The 17,273-nt window shown below is 40.1% G+C and carries 10 protein-coding genes; 5 read left to right on the top strand and 5 right to left on the bottom strand.

The features are described 5' to 3' along the window. Positions 1–96 precede the first annotated feature (96 nt). From ACIQXP_RS12770 to ACIQXP_RS12760, 3 genes are all read right to left on the bottom strand, one after another. Positions 97–711 carry an anthranilate synthase component II gene (locus ACIQXP_RS12770; protein ID WP_387505561.1) on the bottom strand — a complete coding sequence of 205 codons (615 nt, stop codon included), beginning with the start codon at positions 709–711 and terminating at the stop codon, positions 97–99. 45 nt (positions 712–756) lie between these two features. Next, the gene (locus tag ACIQXP_RS12765) at positions 757–2,154 is read right to left on the bottom strand and encodes an anthranilate synthase component I family protein (protein ID WP_387505560.1); all 1,398 of its coding nucleotides are present in this window, start codon (positions 2,152–2,154) and stop codon (positions 757–759) included. 1,056 nt (positions 2,155–3,210) lie between these two features. Then, the gene (locus tag ACIQXP_RS12760; protein WP_387505559.1) at positions 3,211–3,654 is read right to left on the bottom strand and encodes a cytochrome B; all 444 of its coding nucleotides are present in this window, start codon (positions 3,652–3,654) and stop codon (positions 3,211–3,213) included. A 111-nt stretch (positions 3,655–3,765) separates the two neighbouring features. Between ACIQXP_RS12760 and ACIQXP_RS12755 the strand changes: the two genes are divergently transcribed. From ACIQXP_RS12755 to ACIQXP_RS12735, 5 genes are all read left to right on the top strand, one after another. Beyond that, a complete protein-coding gene (locus tag ACIQXP_RS12755) occupies positions 3,766–6,786 on the top strand; it encodes an amidohydrolase family protein (RefSeq protein WP_387505557.1) in 3,021 nt (1,006 codons plus the stop codon). 1 nt (position 6,787) lies between these two features. Beyond that, complete coding sequence (locus tag ACIQXP_RS12750) at positions 6,788–8,098, top strand: amidohydrolase family protein (RefSeq protein ID WP_293742769.1); 1,311 nt, start codon at positions 6,788–6,790, stop codon at positions 8,096–8,098. 291 nt (positions 8,099–8,389) lie between these two features. Further along, positions 8,390–11,566 (top strand): TonB-dependent receptor, encoded by a 3,177-nt coding sequence (locus tag ACIQXP_RS12745; RefSeq protein WP_387505556.1) that lies wholly within the window; start codon positions 8,390–8,392, stop codon positions 11,564–11,566. 101 nt (positions 11,567–11,667) lie between these two features. Continuing rightward, on the top strand, positions 11,668–13,419 hold the full coding sequence (locus tag ACIQXP_RS12740; RefSeq protein WP_387505555.1) for an ABC transporter ATP-binding protein: 1,752 nt from the start codon (positions 11,668–11,670) through the stop codon (positions 13,417–13,419). Positions 13,420–13,437: 18 nt separating this feature from the next. Next, positions 13,438–13,653: a PLDc N-terminal domain-containing protein gene (locus ACIQXP_RS12735; protein WP_134204276.1), complete on the top strand. Its 216-nt coding sequence runs from the start codon at positions 13,438–13,440 to the stop codon at positions 13,651–13,653. A 319-nt stretch (positions 13,654–13,972) separates the two neighbouring features. Here the strand turns inward: ACIQXP_RS12735 and ACIQXP_RS12730 are convergent, their stop codons facing one another. After that, positions 13,973–15,259: an MFS transporter gene (locus tag ACIQXP_RS12730; RefSeq protein ID WP_387505553.1), complete on the bottom strand. Its 1,287-nt coding sequence runs from the start codon at positions 15,257–15,259 to the stop codon at positions 13,973–13,975. A gap of 171 nt (positions 15,260–15,430) precedes the next feature. Then, a complete protein-coding gene (locus ACIQXP_RS12725; RefSeq protein WP_387505552.1) occupies positions 15,431–17,221 on the bottom strand; it encodes a RagB/SusD family nutrient uptake outer membrane protein in 1,791 nt (596 codons plus the stop codon). Between the last annotated feature and the right edge of the window lie 52 nt (positions 17,222–17,273).

Genomic DNA, 17,273 nt, shown 5'->3' with positions numbered 1-17,273 from the left:
TTTAAAAAAGGTTGATATACCTCATCTAAAATTTTATCATTTCAATCAATTGAGACCCTGATGCTAATTCAGCATGAAGACCGGATGAAAAAAGTGCTAGGACGAAGCGGTTAACCAATTCTCCATCATTTGTTTGCCATGTTCTGTAAGCACACTTTCAGGGTGAAACTGTACACCGCGCACATCCAGCGTTTCATGTCTTAACGCCATAATTTCATTCTTATGATCTCTGGCTGTAATTTTTAAACAGGAAGGAAAATTCTCCTGACTCACTACCCAGCTATGGTAACGTCCAACGTTAATGGTTTGCGGACATTCCCAGAACAAAGGCTCATCACCATCTACAACCGTAACCGGCGTAGCAATACCGTGCATTGGCCTGCCTAAGTTGTACAATGTGCCGCCAAATGCTTCTGCAATGGCTTGTTGCCCTAAACATACCCCAAAAATACTTTTTGTCGGCGCGTAAGTTCTGATTACATCCAGCAATAAACCCGCTTCTTCCGGAATGCCCGGACCTGGCGAAAGCAATATTTTATCATATTTCTCTACATCAGCCAAATCGAATTTATCATTTCTCCAAACTTCAGCTTCGTAACCAACTTCGTTAATTAAATGTACCAGGTTGTAGGTAAAACTGTCATAATTATCGATCACAAGAACCACCCCCTTGCCCCCTGAAGGGAGATTACTATTTATATTTTTTTCCATTGTATTCCTTACTATTGGATTTTACTCCAGACTAAAAACTCCAAACTAAATCTGCTCTGCCATTTGCACCGCTTTACGCAATGCGGCAATCTTATTGTTTACTTCCTGCATTTCGGTTTCAGGTACCGAATCGGCTACAATACCCGCTCCCGCACGGTAATGCAGTTCGTTGTTTTTGCTCATAAAAGTCCTGATCATGATGGCATGGTTAAAATCCTCATTAAAACCCATAAAGCCAATGGCTCCTGCATAAAAGTTCCTACCCAGCTTTTCATTTTCATCAATCAGCTGCATGGCTTTATACTTTGGTGCCCCGCTTAAAGTCCCTGCCGGATAAGTGTCGGCAACTACCTTAAAAGCGCTTACATTTTCCTGCAAATGACCGCTCACTTTACTCACCAGGTGGATGAGATGCGAATAGTACTGCACTTCTTTAAAAGATTTCACTTCAACGCGGTTACAATGCCTGCTTAGGTCGTTCCTGGCCAGATCAACCAGCATTACATGCTCGGCACTTTCTTTAGGGTCTTGTTCCAATTTTCTGGTCTGCTCTGCATCTTCAATGTCGTTTCCACTCCTTTTAAATGTTCCTGCGATTGGAAAAATATTCGCCGAATTGTTTTTAATCGTAATCTGTGCCTCTGGTGAGGAACCAAACAATTTAAAATTACCGTAATCGAAATAAAACAGATAAGGTGATGGATTGATCGAACGCAGACAACGGTATACATTAAATTCATCTCCGGTAAAAGCCTGTTTAAATGCTCTTGAAGGTACAATCTGAAAAACATCACCGCGATAAATATGCTTTTGCAGTTTTTCAACCAGATCCATAAAACCCTGATCAGTTAGATTTGAACTTTCCTCACCACGAAGCTGGAACTTGTATTCAGGATAATTTTTATTCTGGATCAGGTATTCCATTTTTTCCAATCCACCCTCTTCTTCTCCATCGAAAGTATTTTTGAAAAGCGTAATTTCATTCTTAAAGTGATCAATGGCAATGATGTAACGATACAAGTGGTATTGCATTTCCGGAATGTCTTCTCCTTCGGGTGTTTCGGAAGTGAACCTGATATCTTCAAAATGCTGCACGGCATTCCAGGTAAAATAGCCAAACAGGCCGCTTGAGATGAATTTAATTTCGGGCAGTTCAGTTTCCTTAAATTTATCCTTAAAATCAGCAATTTCATCGATCAGATTTTTGCTCTCGGTAATCTCAACCGTACCATCAGGAAAATAGGTTTCCAGCCTAGAACCTTTTAAAATGATCCCCGCAACCGGATCGGCGCAAACAAAACTCATGGAGTTTTCACGACTGTGGTAATCTGAACTCTCCAGTAAAATGCTGTTTGGATAAACATCGCGCAAGCGCAGGTAAATGCTTACCGGCGTGGTGGTATCGGCAAGTAGTTTTTTGTAGGTCGTATTTATTTTATACATGATTTTACTATGTTGCTATTGCTTCGTGCATCGCAATAACGTTTAAATTATTTTTAACAATAAAAAGCCCGGCGTGTGGTTCTACGCCGGGCTTTAATGGTTCTTTAATAAGGTTTAGGTTGATAAACTATATTTCTTTCATACGCAGCCAGCGCAATCCGTTTTCGAATTACTTTGCCAAAGCCAGGTATGTATATTGTTGATCATGAGCCACAAAAATATAAAGAATTTTGAAAAAGCAAAATATTTATGAAAATAAGTTTAGTCTAGAGTCAGAAGCCCGAAGTCGTGAGTCTCAATCCACTTGCCATCCTGAGCGTAGCGAAGGATCTTTTACCGTAAGATCTCTTTTCTAACCGCAAAGAGCGCGAAGGTAAAAGCAAAGCAGGCCAAATTTATTGTTGAACATATAAGGGATGTAAGGAAATATAAGATAGCAAGTTTCGTGCTGCGTAATCTGACAAAAACTCTATTTTTTGTCATACTGGGGGATAATTTATTGGATAAAAATCAATGTGAATGACGTATACATTTATTTTATTCGCCCAAAGGAAAAGTCTTGCCTTGGCTCGCCGCCGCCGAAGGGCTCTTTCTTTTTGATGTCAAAAAGAAACAAAAAACACCGGCTGAAAATTTTTCTTTCGAAGCCAGTGGGATGGCTTTGTCAGTGGGGCACGAAAAATTATTAGGCCGGATTTAAGCAGAACGGAGATATGGTGCTACGGCCTAGCTATACGGAAACACATAAACTCCACAAGCTGCTCATTAACAAATAATTGCGAAATAACATCAATGGAAGCACAGCGAAGGATTTTTATACTGAAAGACCCTTTGATGCAGTGTTTCTTCGGGTTTAAGTATTTACTGCAATCATCAATGATCATTAAGAAAGCACGCAGATCGAATAAAATTTACGCAGTTTATTTTCAACCATGCCTCCACTCAGTGAACTCCGTGCCTTCCCTCAGTGTACTTTGTGGTAAAAAAATAGTACGCTATAACCAAAAAATCTCGCTCTGTTAAAACGGGATTTTATAATAATAAAGGGATATTCGATTAAGAAACTCCAAAAAAAGATCTTCCCGGAACTGCCTTAACCATTAATAAAATAGCTACTACAATTAGAACTAATGCCAATCCAAAGAAAATAGCAATGGTTCGGTGCTTAGCTACGGCATCAGTTACTTTTTTCGACCTCGCATTACCTACTGTAATTAAAATGATTGCTATAAGCATCATTGAGGTGTGCTCAGCTTTAAAATAGCGGCCAATGGCATCGCTCATTGGCAATTTGGTTAGCGGACTCACAAAGAATAGTACCAAACCTATCAAAAATTGTATATGTGCACTAATTAGTGCAAATACATTCAGTTTGCGGTTACCCTCTGTGTATGTTTTATTTCCAAACCAGCCCGATAATGCATTTACTACCGCGATAACCAATAAAATCAATACGATGTAGCGCCATCCGGAGTGCGCAGATTTTAAGATATTGTACATTTTTCTAAAATATGTTTAATCAAAAGTAGGTATTAATTGTAAAAAATAGGATATTCTGTTAAATGAACGCTTATTTATATTAGTTTTAAACAATTAAAACCCAAACTTACTATGAAGAAAATTTTACTTGCCCTTGGGCTGGTATTTTCTGCTACCTGCCTGTTTGCACAGCAAACCTCCTTCCCTGTTAATGGCTCCTATGATACCAGACCCGGAATGTTTGCCTTCACCAATGCAACGATAGTGGTAAATGCCAACCAAACCTTAACAAATGCAACCCTTTTAATTAAAGGCCCAACCATTCAGGCTGTTGGAGCCGGCTTAGCCGTACCGAAAGGTTATGTTGTGATCGATTTAAAGGGAAAATTCATTTACCCATCAATGGTTGACGCCTTTAGCAACTATGGCCTTACTGAAGTTTCTGCGCAACAACGCGGTTTTGGTGGTCAGCGCCAATCTATCTTTGTATCGACAAAAAAAGGGGCTTATGGCTGGAATGAAGCGATCCGACCTGAAACTTATGTAAAAAGCATTTTTTCGACCGATAGTAAAAAGGCTGACGAATTGCGTAAAGTTGGTTTTGGAAGTGTAAATGTAATTAACCGAGATGGCATTGCACGCGGTATTTCTGCAGCGGTAACTTTAAATGAGGGTGCCGATAACAGTGTATTTTTAAAAGACCAAACCGCAGCAAACTATTCATTCAACAAAGGAAGTTCATCAAATGATTACCCTACATCGTTAATGGGCGCTATTGCCTTATTGCGCCAAACCTATTATGATGCAGTATGGTACAGCAAACAAAAAGATGAATACAACATCTCTTTGGAGGAATTTCGTAAGCAACAAAATATCCCACAGATTTTTGAAGTAGATGGATGGCAGAACATCCTGCGTGCAGATAAAATAGGTAAAGAATTTGGCCAGAAATACATCATTAAATCTACTGGCGATGAATACCAGCGCATTAATGAAATTAAAGCTACCGGCGCAAGTTTAATTATCCCTCTAACTTTCCCTAAAGCTTACGATGTGGAAGATCCGGCAGAAGCCAGAAATGTAACTTTATCACAAATGAAAGGCTGGGAACTGGCGCCAACCAATCCTGCGGCTCTGGAGAAAGCGGGAATTAAATTTGCTTTAACATCATTTGGCTTGGAAAACAGCCGCGATTTCTGGGCGAATCTCCGCACCGCGATAGAAAATGGCCTTACTGAAAAACAAGCTTTACAATCAATCACAGAAATACCTGCCTCGCTTTTAGGAATAAGCGATAAAGTAGGTTCTTTAGAAAAAGGAAAAGTAGCCAACTTTTTGATTTCATCCGATAACTTGTTCAAAAACGGAAATATTATTTTCGAAAACTGGGTACAGGGCAAACGTTTTATCGTAAATAAGATGGATGTGAGCGATTTGCGCGGCACTTATAATTTAAATGTTGATGGTGTTGGTGCTTTAACCTTAAAAATTACTGGCGCAGGTGGTGGCTCTGCCGGAGCAATTGAAAGGGTTGGTGTAGATAGCATCAAAACGACCGCTACTTTCACCAGGAATGGCGATTGGGTAACCGTCAATTTCAACTTAAAGAAAAATCCTAAAGGCGATATCCGTTTAAGCGGTTACATCACTTCAGCCAACCCGGTTACGATTAAAGGCGAATCGGCATTGGCAGATGGCACTACAGGTAAATTTACCGCAACTTATAAAGAAGCAGCGAAAGAAACACCTAAAAAAGAGGATCCTAAGGCTACTTTGGCCATGGGACCTGTAATTTATCCTTTCTCTGCTTTTGGAAATACTGAATTGCCTAAACAGGAAACCGTACTGATTAAAAACGGTACCGTCTGGACGAACGAAAAAGACGGCATCCTTCAAAATGCGGATGTACTCTTAGAAAATGGAAAGATTAAAGCTGTGGGCAAAAACCTTTCTGCAAGCGGTGCTAAAGTAATTGATGCTACCGGTAAACACGTTACCGCAGGTATTATTGACGAGCATTCACATATTGCAGGCTCCGGGGGGATAAATGAAGGTGCACAATCAGTTTCTGCAGAGGTACGTGTTGCCGACATCATCAACTCTGAAGATGTAAACATTTACCGCCAGTTGGCCGGAGGGGTAACTACTTCTCAAATCCTGCACGGATCAGCCAATCCCATCGGTGGCCAATCGCAATTAATTAAATTACGTTGGGGTAAATCGCCTGAGGAACTGAAATTCGCAGGTGCAGATGGTTTTATCAAATTTGCCCTGGGCGAAAATGTGAAACAAAGTAATTTTGGCACAGGTGCCCGTTTCCCGGTTACGCGCATGGGTGTTGAGCAAACCTTTGTTGATGAATTTATCCGCGCAAAAGAATATGCCAAAGCACGCTCGGTAAAAGGTAACAACGTACGCCGCGATTTGGAACTGGATGCTATTGTAGAAATTTTAAACAACAAGCGGTTTATTACCTGCCACTCTTATGTACAGAGCGAAATTAACATGCTCATTCATGTGGCAGACAGTTTAGGATTTAAGATCAATACTTTTACACATATTTTAGAAGGTTACAAAGTGGCCGATAAAATGAAGGCGCATGGCATTGCCGGCTCAACTTTCTCTGACTGGTGGGCTTATAAAAATGAAGTGGCCGAAGCTATTCCATACAACGGGAAAATTATGCATAATGTGGGCGTTACCACAGCTTTTAACTCTGATGATGCTGAAATGGCCCGTCACTTAAACCAGGAAGCCGGTAAATCAGTATTATATGGGAATGTGCCTGAAGAAGAAGCCTTTAAGTTTGTAACCCTAAACCCGGCAAAAATGCTGCACATCGATGATCAGGTGGGCAGCTTAAAAGCGGGCAAAGATGCTGATGTGGTCATCTGGACGGCCAATCCGCTTTCTATTTATGCCAGGGCAGAAAAAACTTTTGTAGATGGTATTGCTTACTGGGATATTGACAAAGATGCACAGGTAATTAAAGCCATGCAGACTGAAAAAGCCCGATTGATCCAGAAAATGTTAGAAAGTAAAAGCAAAGGCAGCCGTACACAACGCCCATTGGGTGATGCACCTCGCCTGTACAATTGCGAAACTTTAGAAAACTATTCAGCAGAACTAACAGAAAAAGAACATGTACACTAACATGAAAACATATTTAATAAGCCTGGCTCTATCGGCAACAAGCCTGATGTGTTTTGCGCAGGCCAACATATCGCCAGCCAAAAAACAAAGTAAAACCATTGCCATTACCGGTGCAACCGTACATGTGGGTAATGGAACAGTGATCGAAAATGGTACCATCCTTTTTGGGAACGGAAAAATTATTTCGGTAACTGCCAATGGACAAGTACCGCAGGACGGTGTAATACGTATTGAAGCCACAGGAAAACATATTTATCCAGGTTTTATTGCTGCCACGACCAATTTAGGGTTAACAGAAATTGAAGCGGTAAAAGCAACGTTGGATTTTCAGGAGATTGGTGATTTTAATTCGCACATCCGCTCTATTGTCGCTTATAATACCGATTCGAAAGTTCCGGCAACTTTACGCAGCAATGGCATTTTAATGGCACAGCCAACACCACAGGGTGGAACGGTTTCAGGCAGCTCATCAGTGGTTCAGCTTGATGCCTGGAACTGGGAAGATGCAGCGCTTAAAACTGACGACGCCATGCACATGACCTGGCCCGTTACACCGCGTTTTAGAGGCGGTTTTGGTGGTTTCGGCCGTCCGCAACAGTCGCCAGAAATTTTAGCAGAAAGAACACAGGCTGCCATTGCGCAGTTAACGTCGTTTTTTTCAGAAGCAAAAGCATACTCCGAAATGGGCAAACCAGAAGTCATTAATACCCGTTTCGAGGCGATGAAAAAAGTATTTGCCGGGAACGAGAAATTATTTATCACTGCCGAAAGTCAGAAAGACATCGTTGCAGCAGTTAATTTCGCCAAAAAGTTCGGCATTAGCCCGGTGATTACGGGTGCAGATGAAGCTTACCTGATTATTGATTTCTTAAAAGATAACAACATTACGCTGGTGGTTAAACAACCACATGCCTTGCCGAACAACAATGATGATGATGTAAACATGCCTTACAAAAATGCGGCAATACTGGCCAATGCGGGCTTAAATGTCGTATTGAGTATTGATGGTTACTGGCAACAGCGTAACCTGCCTTTTATGGCGGGTACCGTTACGGCCTGGGGTTTAGACAAAGAAAAAGCTTTATCAACCATTACCTTAAATGCAGCTAAAGCCATGGGTATTGATAAAACCACCGGCAGTATCGAAACTGGCAAAGACGCTACATTCTTTATCTCCGCTGGCGATGCATTGGATATGCGTACCAACAAAGTTGAACAGGCATTTATTCAGGGCAGGGATATTAACCTCGATAATCTGCACAAACAATTGGATAAGAAGTTCAGTGAAAAATATAATGCTGAAAAGAAATAGATTTGGAGGTTAACTGGTCAATTGTTTCAAGTGGTTAATTGACTCTTAAAGCTTAGAACGAGAACGGCTGATATTCATTTATCGGCCGTTTTTGTTGGAACATTTCGATACTACCCTACCCATAGAAAACTCCATTCTCGGCAATAAATTACTTTCCATAAAGAAACACCATTAACATTAGCTTAACAATAAGCCAAAAAACTCCATAATCCTAAACCATTTCATAACCTAGAATCCAAACCGGCTTAATACTACAGCAACACCTTTGCATCATAAATCAGAAGATTAATTATGATGAAAAATTTACTTATTGCAGTGATGCTGTTTTTATGTTACGCCAGTAATTCGGCTATGGCACAAACTACCCAAGCATCAATTTCCGGAATTGTAACGGATAATCAAAAGAAGCCCATTCCAGGTGTTTCTGTTCAAATTAGAAACAACTCTACTGGTTTTACCACCAGAACATCAACAAATGCTCAGGGAGAATACACATTTAAAGAGCTTCCTTTAGGTGGCCCATACACCATTAAAGCAACATACATTGGCTTTGCAGAACAAAACAGAACAGGTTATGTGCTTAATCAGGGCGATGCCGTAATTGTAGCGGTTAATATGCAGGAAGATGCGCAAACGCTTGATGGCATCACCGTTAATGGATCGGCATTAAGAAACAAAGTGCAACAATTTGGTGCTTCAACAGAAATTTCATCCAAAACAATGAACTTGTTGCCGGTAAACGGCCGTAACTTTTCAAGCTTAACAGATTTGTCACCTTTATCAGGACCAGGTGGAATTTCAGGTCAGTTAGGCTCATCAACCAACTTCACCATTGATGGTATGACGGCGAAAAACCCAACTTCAGCAGGTAGTACAACCAGCCGTAGTGGTGCGCCTTACTCTATCTCCATTGAAAGTGTACGTGAGTTTAAAGTAGTAACAAATCAATACGATGTCAGTTTAGGCCGTTCGGGTGGTGGTACCATCAGTGCCGTAACTAAATCTGGTACCAATGAAATTACAGGTAGTGCTTTTGCTTATAACCGTGCTGATTTCCTTGCGAGTAAGTATGACATCAGAGGAAACAGAAGAACCAATGATTTTTCAACTTATCAATATGGTTTTAGCCTGGGTGGCCCGATCATTAAAGATAAATTACATTATTTTGCATCCTGGGATCATCAAAGAGACTCTCGCCCATTGATTATTGCTGATATCAATTCTGATGCAGATGTAGCGCGTTTCAACATTACAAACGCCACATTAAATAATTTTTTAGCTGTTGCAAGGTCAAAATATGGCGTAGCCAATACACCACAATTTGGTTCTTTCCCTAAAAAGAGGGGGACTGATGCAGGTTTCCTTCGTTTAGACTGGCAGATTGATGATAAAAATTTATTAACCGTTAGAGATAACTATACTAACGACAGAAATCCGTTGGGATTAGCTGACAATACGGCCATCAACTTTTACGAAAGTTATGGTAACGATAAAAACGTGGATAATAGTTTACTGGCTACTTTACGCTCCACAATTAGCAGTAAGGTTACCAATGAATTAAAATTGCAGCATTTGTACACCTACCAGGCCAGTACACAAAATGATGAATTAGGTTTTGCTATACCAAGAGCGATAGTTTCTAACTTAGAATCTACATTGCCAACCGGAAGTAAATTGACTACTGCAGTTCAAATTGGTGGGCATCGTTTTGGCCAGGAAGGTTTTACCAATAACGTTTTCCAATTGGTAGATAATTTATATTATAATACCGACAAAATTAAATATACATTTGGTGTAGATATCATGTATACCCATGCAAAATCATTGTATGGAAGTGAAGTAAATGGTCGTTTTACGTTTAACAGATCAGGCACTGGAGCAACCGATCCAACCGCTCTTCAAAACTTCGATAATTTAAAACCAATCAGTTATTACAGGGAAGTACCTTTAGTTGCCGATCCAAGTGTGGTTGGTAAATTATGGAATACCGCGATTTACGGCCAAATGCAAACTAAATTGGGTAAAGGGTTGGATTTTACAGGTGGTTTACGCCTAGATTATAGCAAATATCCAACATCACCATTAAACCAACAGCTGTTTGATGCTATAGGCGTTAGAACAGACCATGAATTGAAGCAATTGTTAATTCAACCACGTATCCAGTTCAACTGGGATATTAATGAAAACCATAGCGACTACTTGCGTCTGGGAGCCGGAATTTTTGGATCAGATGTAAACAACTATGTTACCATTAACAACTTAACTTTTGATGGTAAACACCTGGCAACAGTTGATGTTACCGGTTCAGGCGTACCAACTCCAGACTTTATCGGTTACAGAAACGGAACTGCTACGGCACCAACGCTGCCTGGATTACAAATCCCTACCATAAATACCTATGCTGATGATGCCAAAGTACCCGTAGTTTATAAAGCAAACTTATCCTACAACAAATTGATTAATGACAGAATAAGAATAGGTATTACCGGTTATGCAACGTTGGCACGTCACAACTATATGTATGTAGATAGAAATATGGTTGCCAATCCTTTCTTTACCTTATCAAATGAAGGAAACAGAGGTGTATTTGTACCTGCAAATACAATTAATACGGGGAATGGAAATACAGACTGGAAAACAGGCCGTTTAACTAATATGTTCGGTAGAGTGTTAGAATTGAACAGTCAAGGTAAGGTAAATCAGTTTGCAATAGTCGTAGATGGTACCTGGAGATACTTCAAAGACGGAGAAATTTCGGCCAGTTTTACCTGGAATGATACCAAAGACAACACCTCGTATAATGGTAACGTAGCCAACTCAGCAACTTTATCTTTGCCTGTAGTGGATGATCCACGCGATTTAAGCAGAATGACTTATTCAAATGGTCAATTTAGAAACAAAGTAGTCGTTTTCGGAACATTACCATCATTTAAAGGTATTAAAGCTGGTATTCGTTATTCGGGCATTGGTGGTACCAGATATAGCTTACTATCTGGCGGAAATACCAATGGCGATTTCGTGGCCACCAATGATTTAGCCTACATCTTCAACAGATCAAACACCAATGTACCAGCCGCACTTAGAACAGCTTTACAAACCTTATTGGATAATGGTGCCGCAAGCCAGAGCTTGAAAGATTATATCACCAAGTACGAAGGCACATTTGCGGAGCGTAATGGTGGTATCAATGGTTTCTATGGTACAATTGATTTAAGGTTGGCGTATCAGATTAAATTTGGCCGCGGTCAAAAACAAAGTATTGAAATTTCTGGCGATTTGTTTAACGTAGCCAATTTGTTTAAGAAAACCTGGGGTACTACAGAAACACTAGGTACGCAGGCTTTATACGCTGTTACAGGTTTTGATGCTGCAACTTCTAATTATAATTACCGCTTAAACAATACTGGTATAGTAACACCAACCGGAAACCCTTGGCAGGCTCAAATCGGTTTACGTTATGGATTTTAATAATCATTAGCTAACTTTCTTAGCTTAAAGTCATAAAAAAGGGGAATGGATTTTTATCCGTTCCCTTTTTTTATGTTTGTACTTAAAACAACAAAACTTTAATGGGATTATTATTAGACTACCTGAAACACCACAAGTGGATTGTGGTTCTGGCGTTATTGCTTGCAGGTTTCAATATTGGCTTTTCACTTTTAGATCCATATATCACCGGTCGTATTTTAGACCGCTTTATCAATAAAAAAGATACACTCACCTACGCTCAATACCTTTGGGGTTCGCTGGGTTTAATTGGCCTTGCTATTGGTGCAGCCATGGTTTCCCGTATTGCTAAAAATTTTCAGGATTACTTCACCAGTGTGATTGTGCAAAAAGTTGGGGCAAAAATGTATGCTGATGGTTTGCAGCATTCACTTAAATTACCTTATCAGGTTTTTGAAGATCAGCGCAGCGGCGAAACTTTGGGTATCTTACAAAAAGTACGCTTAGATTCTGAGAAATTTATTACCTCCTTTATCAGTATCCTTTTTGTAAGTTTAATCGGAATGATCTTCGTTATCGTGTATTCGGTTTCGGTAAGCTACAAAGTTACGCTGGTTTATTTTTCAGCCATTCCCATCATCAGCTTTGTAAGCTGGTTTTTAAGCCGTAAAATCAAAACCATACAACGCTCTATAGTTGGCGAAACAACTGCGCTGGCAGGCTCTACAACAGAATCGTTAAGAAATATCGAACTGGTTAAAAGTTTAGGTCTGGCTGATCAGGAAATTGAAAGACTAAACAAAACCACCTATAAAATTCTTGGTTTGGAGCTTAAAAAAGTGAAATATGTACGGAGTATGAGTTTTGTTCAGGGTACTACCGTAAACCTGGTGCGTAGTACAATGGTGCTGGTGCTGCTCTTACTTATTTTCGACAATACCATTTCGGCCGGACAATACTTTTCATTCCTTTTTTACTCCTTCTTCCTGTTTGGTCCGCTCCAGGAGCTTGGCAACGTGATTTTAACCTGGCGTGAGGCTGAGGTTTCGTTAGGCAACTTTAAAAAGATCTTGAGCACACCAATTGATAAAAAACCTGAAAACCCGACTTCGATCGAAAAAATTAAAGATCTAACCTTTAGTAATGTTGGCTTCAAACACCTGACGGCCAATAGAAATGCTTTAGAAAATATTTCCTTTAAAACCCATCACGGCCAAACCATTGCATTTGTTGGCCCTTCTGGTTCCGGAAAAAGTACACTGGTGAAACTATTGGTGGGTTTATATCCGGCAAAAGAGGGTGAGATTTTATATAATGGGATTCCAAGTAGTGATATCGATCTTGATGCCTTACGTGAGAAAATTGGTTTCGTAACGCAAGACACGCAGTTATTCTCGGGTACGATTAGAGAAAACCTCTTATTTGTAAATCCTACGGCAACAGATGAGGAATGTTATAAAGTATTAAACCAGGCAGCCTGCCAAACCTTACTGGCCCGTGCCGACAAAGGTTTAGATTCGTTAATTGGCGAAGGTGGTGTAAAGGTCTCAGGAGGTGAAAAACAGCGTTTATCTATAGCCAGGGCCTTATTACGCCAGCCGGATATCCTCGTTTTTGATGAAGCCACATCGTCATTAGATTCGATTACCGAGGAAGAAATTACCAGAACCATCCGTTCGGTTTCTAATTTAACCGATCACATTACCATTTTAATTGCGCACCGTTTATCAACCATCAAACATGCTGATAAAATTTACGTGTTAGAAAAGGGGCATATTATTGAGCAGGGCAATCACGAAGAATTAATCGCACAAAATGGCTTGTACCAGGCCATGTGGCGCCAACAAATTGGCGAGCGGATTGTTGAAGCTTAAGTAAATAAAATATTTCAGATGTTATTAGCAGAAATCAATAGCAACCAGGTAGCGCTGTTCGTGATTATACCTGCCGTTTTATGGCTGGCCCTAATCCTGATTGCCCTTTATCATATCTCCAGAAACAGCTCAATGGGCTTTAGCGTAAAGGTATTATGGTTCATCATTATCTTGCTGGCGCCTTTTCTGGGTTCTATTATTTACCTTATGTGGGGTAAGAATAAGAAGTTTTAAATGATTTAAATAAAGACAGGGACTTTGTATCCACAGACTTCAGTTTTTAAATAGTATATTTAATTTGTCAACTTTAATAGCCGAAACGCTAAAAAGTTGACAAATCTCACTACCATCCAACGTTGATTTGGCGTCAGGCCTGTCAACCTTTAATAGTAGCAAAAACCCAATTGCATTAAACCTGACTGTACGGAAATACTTTTTGTTGCAGTAAATCAAAATGCCGTACCACCACTAACAAAAAGATTGGAGGAAAGGCAGGACTACCGAAAATTTTTGCACACTATTGCTTTCCTGTCTATAAGGAAAACTACGTGTATTAACCGGTCTTAGCCGTTTGCTCATTGATATCCTGTAAACTGAGTTTGGTTAACGATCTTGTTTTTAGCCAGGTAATGCCAGCAATGGCGATTGTCATGCTTCCTCCAAATACAACCGCAGGAACCAGGTTCATCAGTTTAGCCGTTAAACCCGACTCAAACTCTCCAATCTCATTTGACGAACCAATAAACATACTGTTTACAGCCGAAACCCTGCCCCGCATCTCATCTGGAGTAAGTAACTGCATAATGGTTTGCCTGATGATAACACTTACACTATCAAACGATCCCTCAAGAAAAAGGAAGAATAAGGTGAGGTAGAAGTTTTTAGATAAACCATAGCAAATAATGCTAAGGCCAAAACCAGTTACTGCAATTAACAAATTACGCCAGGGTTTGCCCATTGGCGAAAAGCGGGTCATGGCCAGCATGGTAATTACAGCCCCTGAAGATGCCGCACCGCGCATCATGCCCAATCCGAAAGATCCCAAATGAAAAACATCTTTAGCAAACATGGGCAATAAGGCTACAGCACCACCAAAAAACACCGAAAACAGATCTAAGCTCATGGCCCAAACCATCATTTTCGTTTTAAAAACAAATTGGATTCCTTCTTTTAAACTATGAAATATATTCTGCGTAGGCACATAAGTGGCTGGATGCTTTTTGAAGGTAAATATGCAGATCAACGATATCGTAACCAGGGCCACAATGACACTATAGGCTGCTGTAATTCCCCATAACCAGTTTATCAAACCACCAAGCAATGGACCAATAATGGTAGCCAGTTGCCAGCTGCTGCTGTTCCACGTACTGGAGTTCGGGTACAGTTCTTTTGGTACAATTTTGGCCATTAAAGAAAATGTTGCCGGACCAAAAAAGCCTCTGGCCAAGCCAATGCAGAAAACCAAGCCATACATGATCATCACGATAAGGTCTTCCCGGAGGTGAAGATATTTACTGGTAATAATCAGCATTAAGACGGAGGCTAGCCAAACACCTGAAAATATCTTGATTAACAACCCACGTTTTTCACTTTTATCGGCAATGTAGCCACCATATAGTGCAATACCAATAGCTGGTATAGCTTCGCATAATCCAACCAGACCGAGTTTTAGCGGATCATGTGTTAAATCGTAAATATGATAACCGATAACCACAGCCTGCATTTGGTAAGCAAGCGTAAAAAAGAACCGCATGCCCAGGAATGATCTAAATTCTTTATATCGTAGCGCTGCGAATGGGTCTGATTTTACAATAACGGGGTTAGGGCCTGAATCTGCCATGGAAAAAAATTATTTGCAAAACTAAGCTTTGAAAAATCAATACACGAATAGAAAAATGCTCAACTTTAATTATTTAAATCAAAAATTAAGATAAATGATTAACAACCCAAAGCTTTAAGCAAAAAAAAACCCGATAGATAATTATCCATCGGGTTATATAACATTGCGAGTTTAATAGCCAGGATTTTGTTCGAGTAAATTATTTTTATTCACTTCATCTCGGCTAAATGGCCTGAAGTATAGCTTATTGTCCCAGCTTCTGTTTTCCTGCGCATTTTCCTCAACCGGAGTATAAGTATAATCGTATACGGTTGGATCATAATGATAAGGCGATGTCATACTTTTACCAGACTTAAACTTACCGGTTACTTTAATATAAGTAACTTTTCTTCCTAAAGTTTCACTGGCAATTAACCACCTGCGGGCATCATGATAACGTTGTTCTTCATAAGCCATTTCTATGCGGCGTTCATGGCGGTAAACTTCCCTAAGTCCAGCTTGATCTATAGCCGTTACCGCAGGCATACCTGCCCTGAAACGGATTTTGTTTAACCAGGTTGTAGCATTACTGAGTTCTCCTAATTCAATGCTTGCTTCAATATAATTAAATACCGCTTCGGTATACCTGAAGAAAGGCCATGGCACATTCTGCGACATAGAAGCATCTACAATGGTTGGATCCGGATCGATAAATTTATGGTAATAATAACCTGTCCAGCTTCCATTCCAGTTTTCGATAGAACTAGCTCTTGTATCCAATCCTCTAAAATCGAATCTGTTTCCTTTATCATCTAACAAATCATAAATACCGGTTTGAATCTGGCTTGCCGGATCTACATTTCCCGAAGCCTTATCGCGTGGTTTCCAACCTGCACCATCGTATAAAATAGTAGCATAAAAACGAGGATCTCTATTCTGGTAAGGATTAGCTTTTTGTGCGGCATTGGCCCAGCTAAACTTACTGCCATCATTCATCTCATAATCGTCAACCAATAAACCTATTGGCGTGTTACCTGCCCAGTTATGATACCCATTAGGACCATTTTGCTGTGCATGTTTATTATTATTCTGGATAATAAAATAACGGGCAAAAATGAGTTCTGATGCGGCACTTGCATCTATACCAGGAGCTTTACTCCCTCCCCCCATGGCAATGCTTTTGTAATTTAACTGACCATCTGTAGCGGGTGCAGAAAGATTTAATTTATAACCTGTACCCAAATCCATAACCGCTTTGGCTGCAGTTTGCGCCAATCTGTAGCGATCAGCCTGGTTACCGCTGGCATAGCTTAAAAAATCTAACTTTTGAGCAGCAATATTGGTAACTTTAGCAGTAAGCTTTGCCCTATCGTGTAAGTCACTAGCCGCATAAATTAATACTCTTGACTTTAATGCCAGTGCAGCAAGTGCTGTAGTACGTCCTTTATCAAGTGTTTTTCCGGTTAACAACCTATTGGCTTCATCGCAATCTTTAACGATAAAATTTACACACTCTTCATATGTGTTACGCTTGATTTTAAAATCATCAGTTAATGCATATGTTTTGGTTATGATAGGCACAGCCCCATAGTAACGCAGTAATTGCTGATAGAAATATGCACGTAAAAAATATGCTTCACCTAATAATTGATCTTTTAACAATTGGCTGCTAAGGCCATTATCTCCGCCCACAATCCGCTCAATAGTGGTATTACAGGCTCTGATGCGGTTGTACATTTGTTTATACGCCCAGGTATCGTCTACCCAACCTAGTGTAGACGGATTGATAGTTGCATTATTGATTAAATCTATACCACGGGTAGGATGTGTAAACAAGGCTTCATCTGAAACAGAAGCAAGCATCTGCTCCGAAAAACCACCACTTCCTAAGCCATTGTAAATATCATTAACAAAAGCCTGTGCAAGTACTGGATCTTTCCACACGAGTTCAGAAGATATCTTATCAGGGGGATTAACATTCATGAAATCCTTCTTACAAGAAACTGCAAGGAAGGTAATCGAAACTAATATATAG

Origin of the sequence: Pedobacter suwonensis (genome assembly GCF_044762335.1) — a bacterium.
Lineage (GTDB): Bacteria > Bacteroidota > Bacteroidia > Sphingobacteriales > Sphingobacteriaceae > Pedobacter.
Note: the sequence above shows the minus strand (reverse complement) of the source record. Positions and strands in the feature narration are given on the sequence as shown.

Excerpts from the sequence above, each read along its gene's own strand:
- ACIQXP_RS12750 (WP_293742769.1), top strand. The coding sequence starts at position 6,788 with ATGAAAACATATTTAATAAGCCTGGCTCTATCGGCAACAAGCCTGATG.
- ACIQXP_RS12765 (WP_387505560.1), bottom strand. The coding sequence starts at position 2,154 with ATGTATAAAATAAATACGACCTACAAAAAACTACTTGCCGATACCACC.
- ACIQXP_RS12730 (WP_387505553.1), bottom strand. The coding sequence starts at position 15,259 with ATGGCAGATTCAGGCCCTAACCCCGTTATTGTAAAATCAGACCCATTC.
- ACIQXP_RS12725 (WP_387505552.1), bottom strand. The coding sequence starts at position 17,221 with ATGAATGTTAATCCCCCTGATAAGATATCTTCTGAACTCGTGTGGAAA.
- ACIQXP_RS12735 (WP_134204276.1), top strand. The coding sequence starts at position 13,438 with ATGTTATTAGCAGAAATCAATAGCAACCAGGTAGCGCTGTTCGTGATT.
- ACIQXP_RS12745 (WP_387505556.1), top strand. The coding sequence starts at position 8,390 with ATGATGAAAAATTTACTTATTGCAGTGATGCTGTTTTTATGTTACGCC.
- ACIQXP_RS12740 (WP_387505555.1), top strand. The coding sequence starts at position 11,668 with ATGGGATTATTATTAGACTACCTGAAACACCACAAGTGGATTGTGGTT.
- ACIQXP_RS12770 (WP_387505561.1), bottom strand. The coding sequence starts at position 711 with ATGGAAAAAAATATAAATAGTAATCTCCCTTCAGGGGGCAAGGGGGTG.
- ACIQXP_RS12755 (WP_387505557.1), top strand. The coding sequence starts at position 3,766 with ATGAAGAAAATTTTACTTGCCCTTGGGCTGGTATTTTCTGCTACCTGC.
- ACIQXP_RS12760 (WP_387505559.1), bottom strand. The coding sequence starts at position 3,654 with ATGTACAATATCTTAAAATCTGCGCACTCCGGATGGCGCTACATCGTA.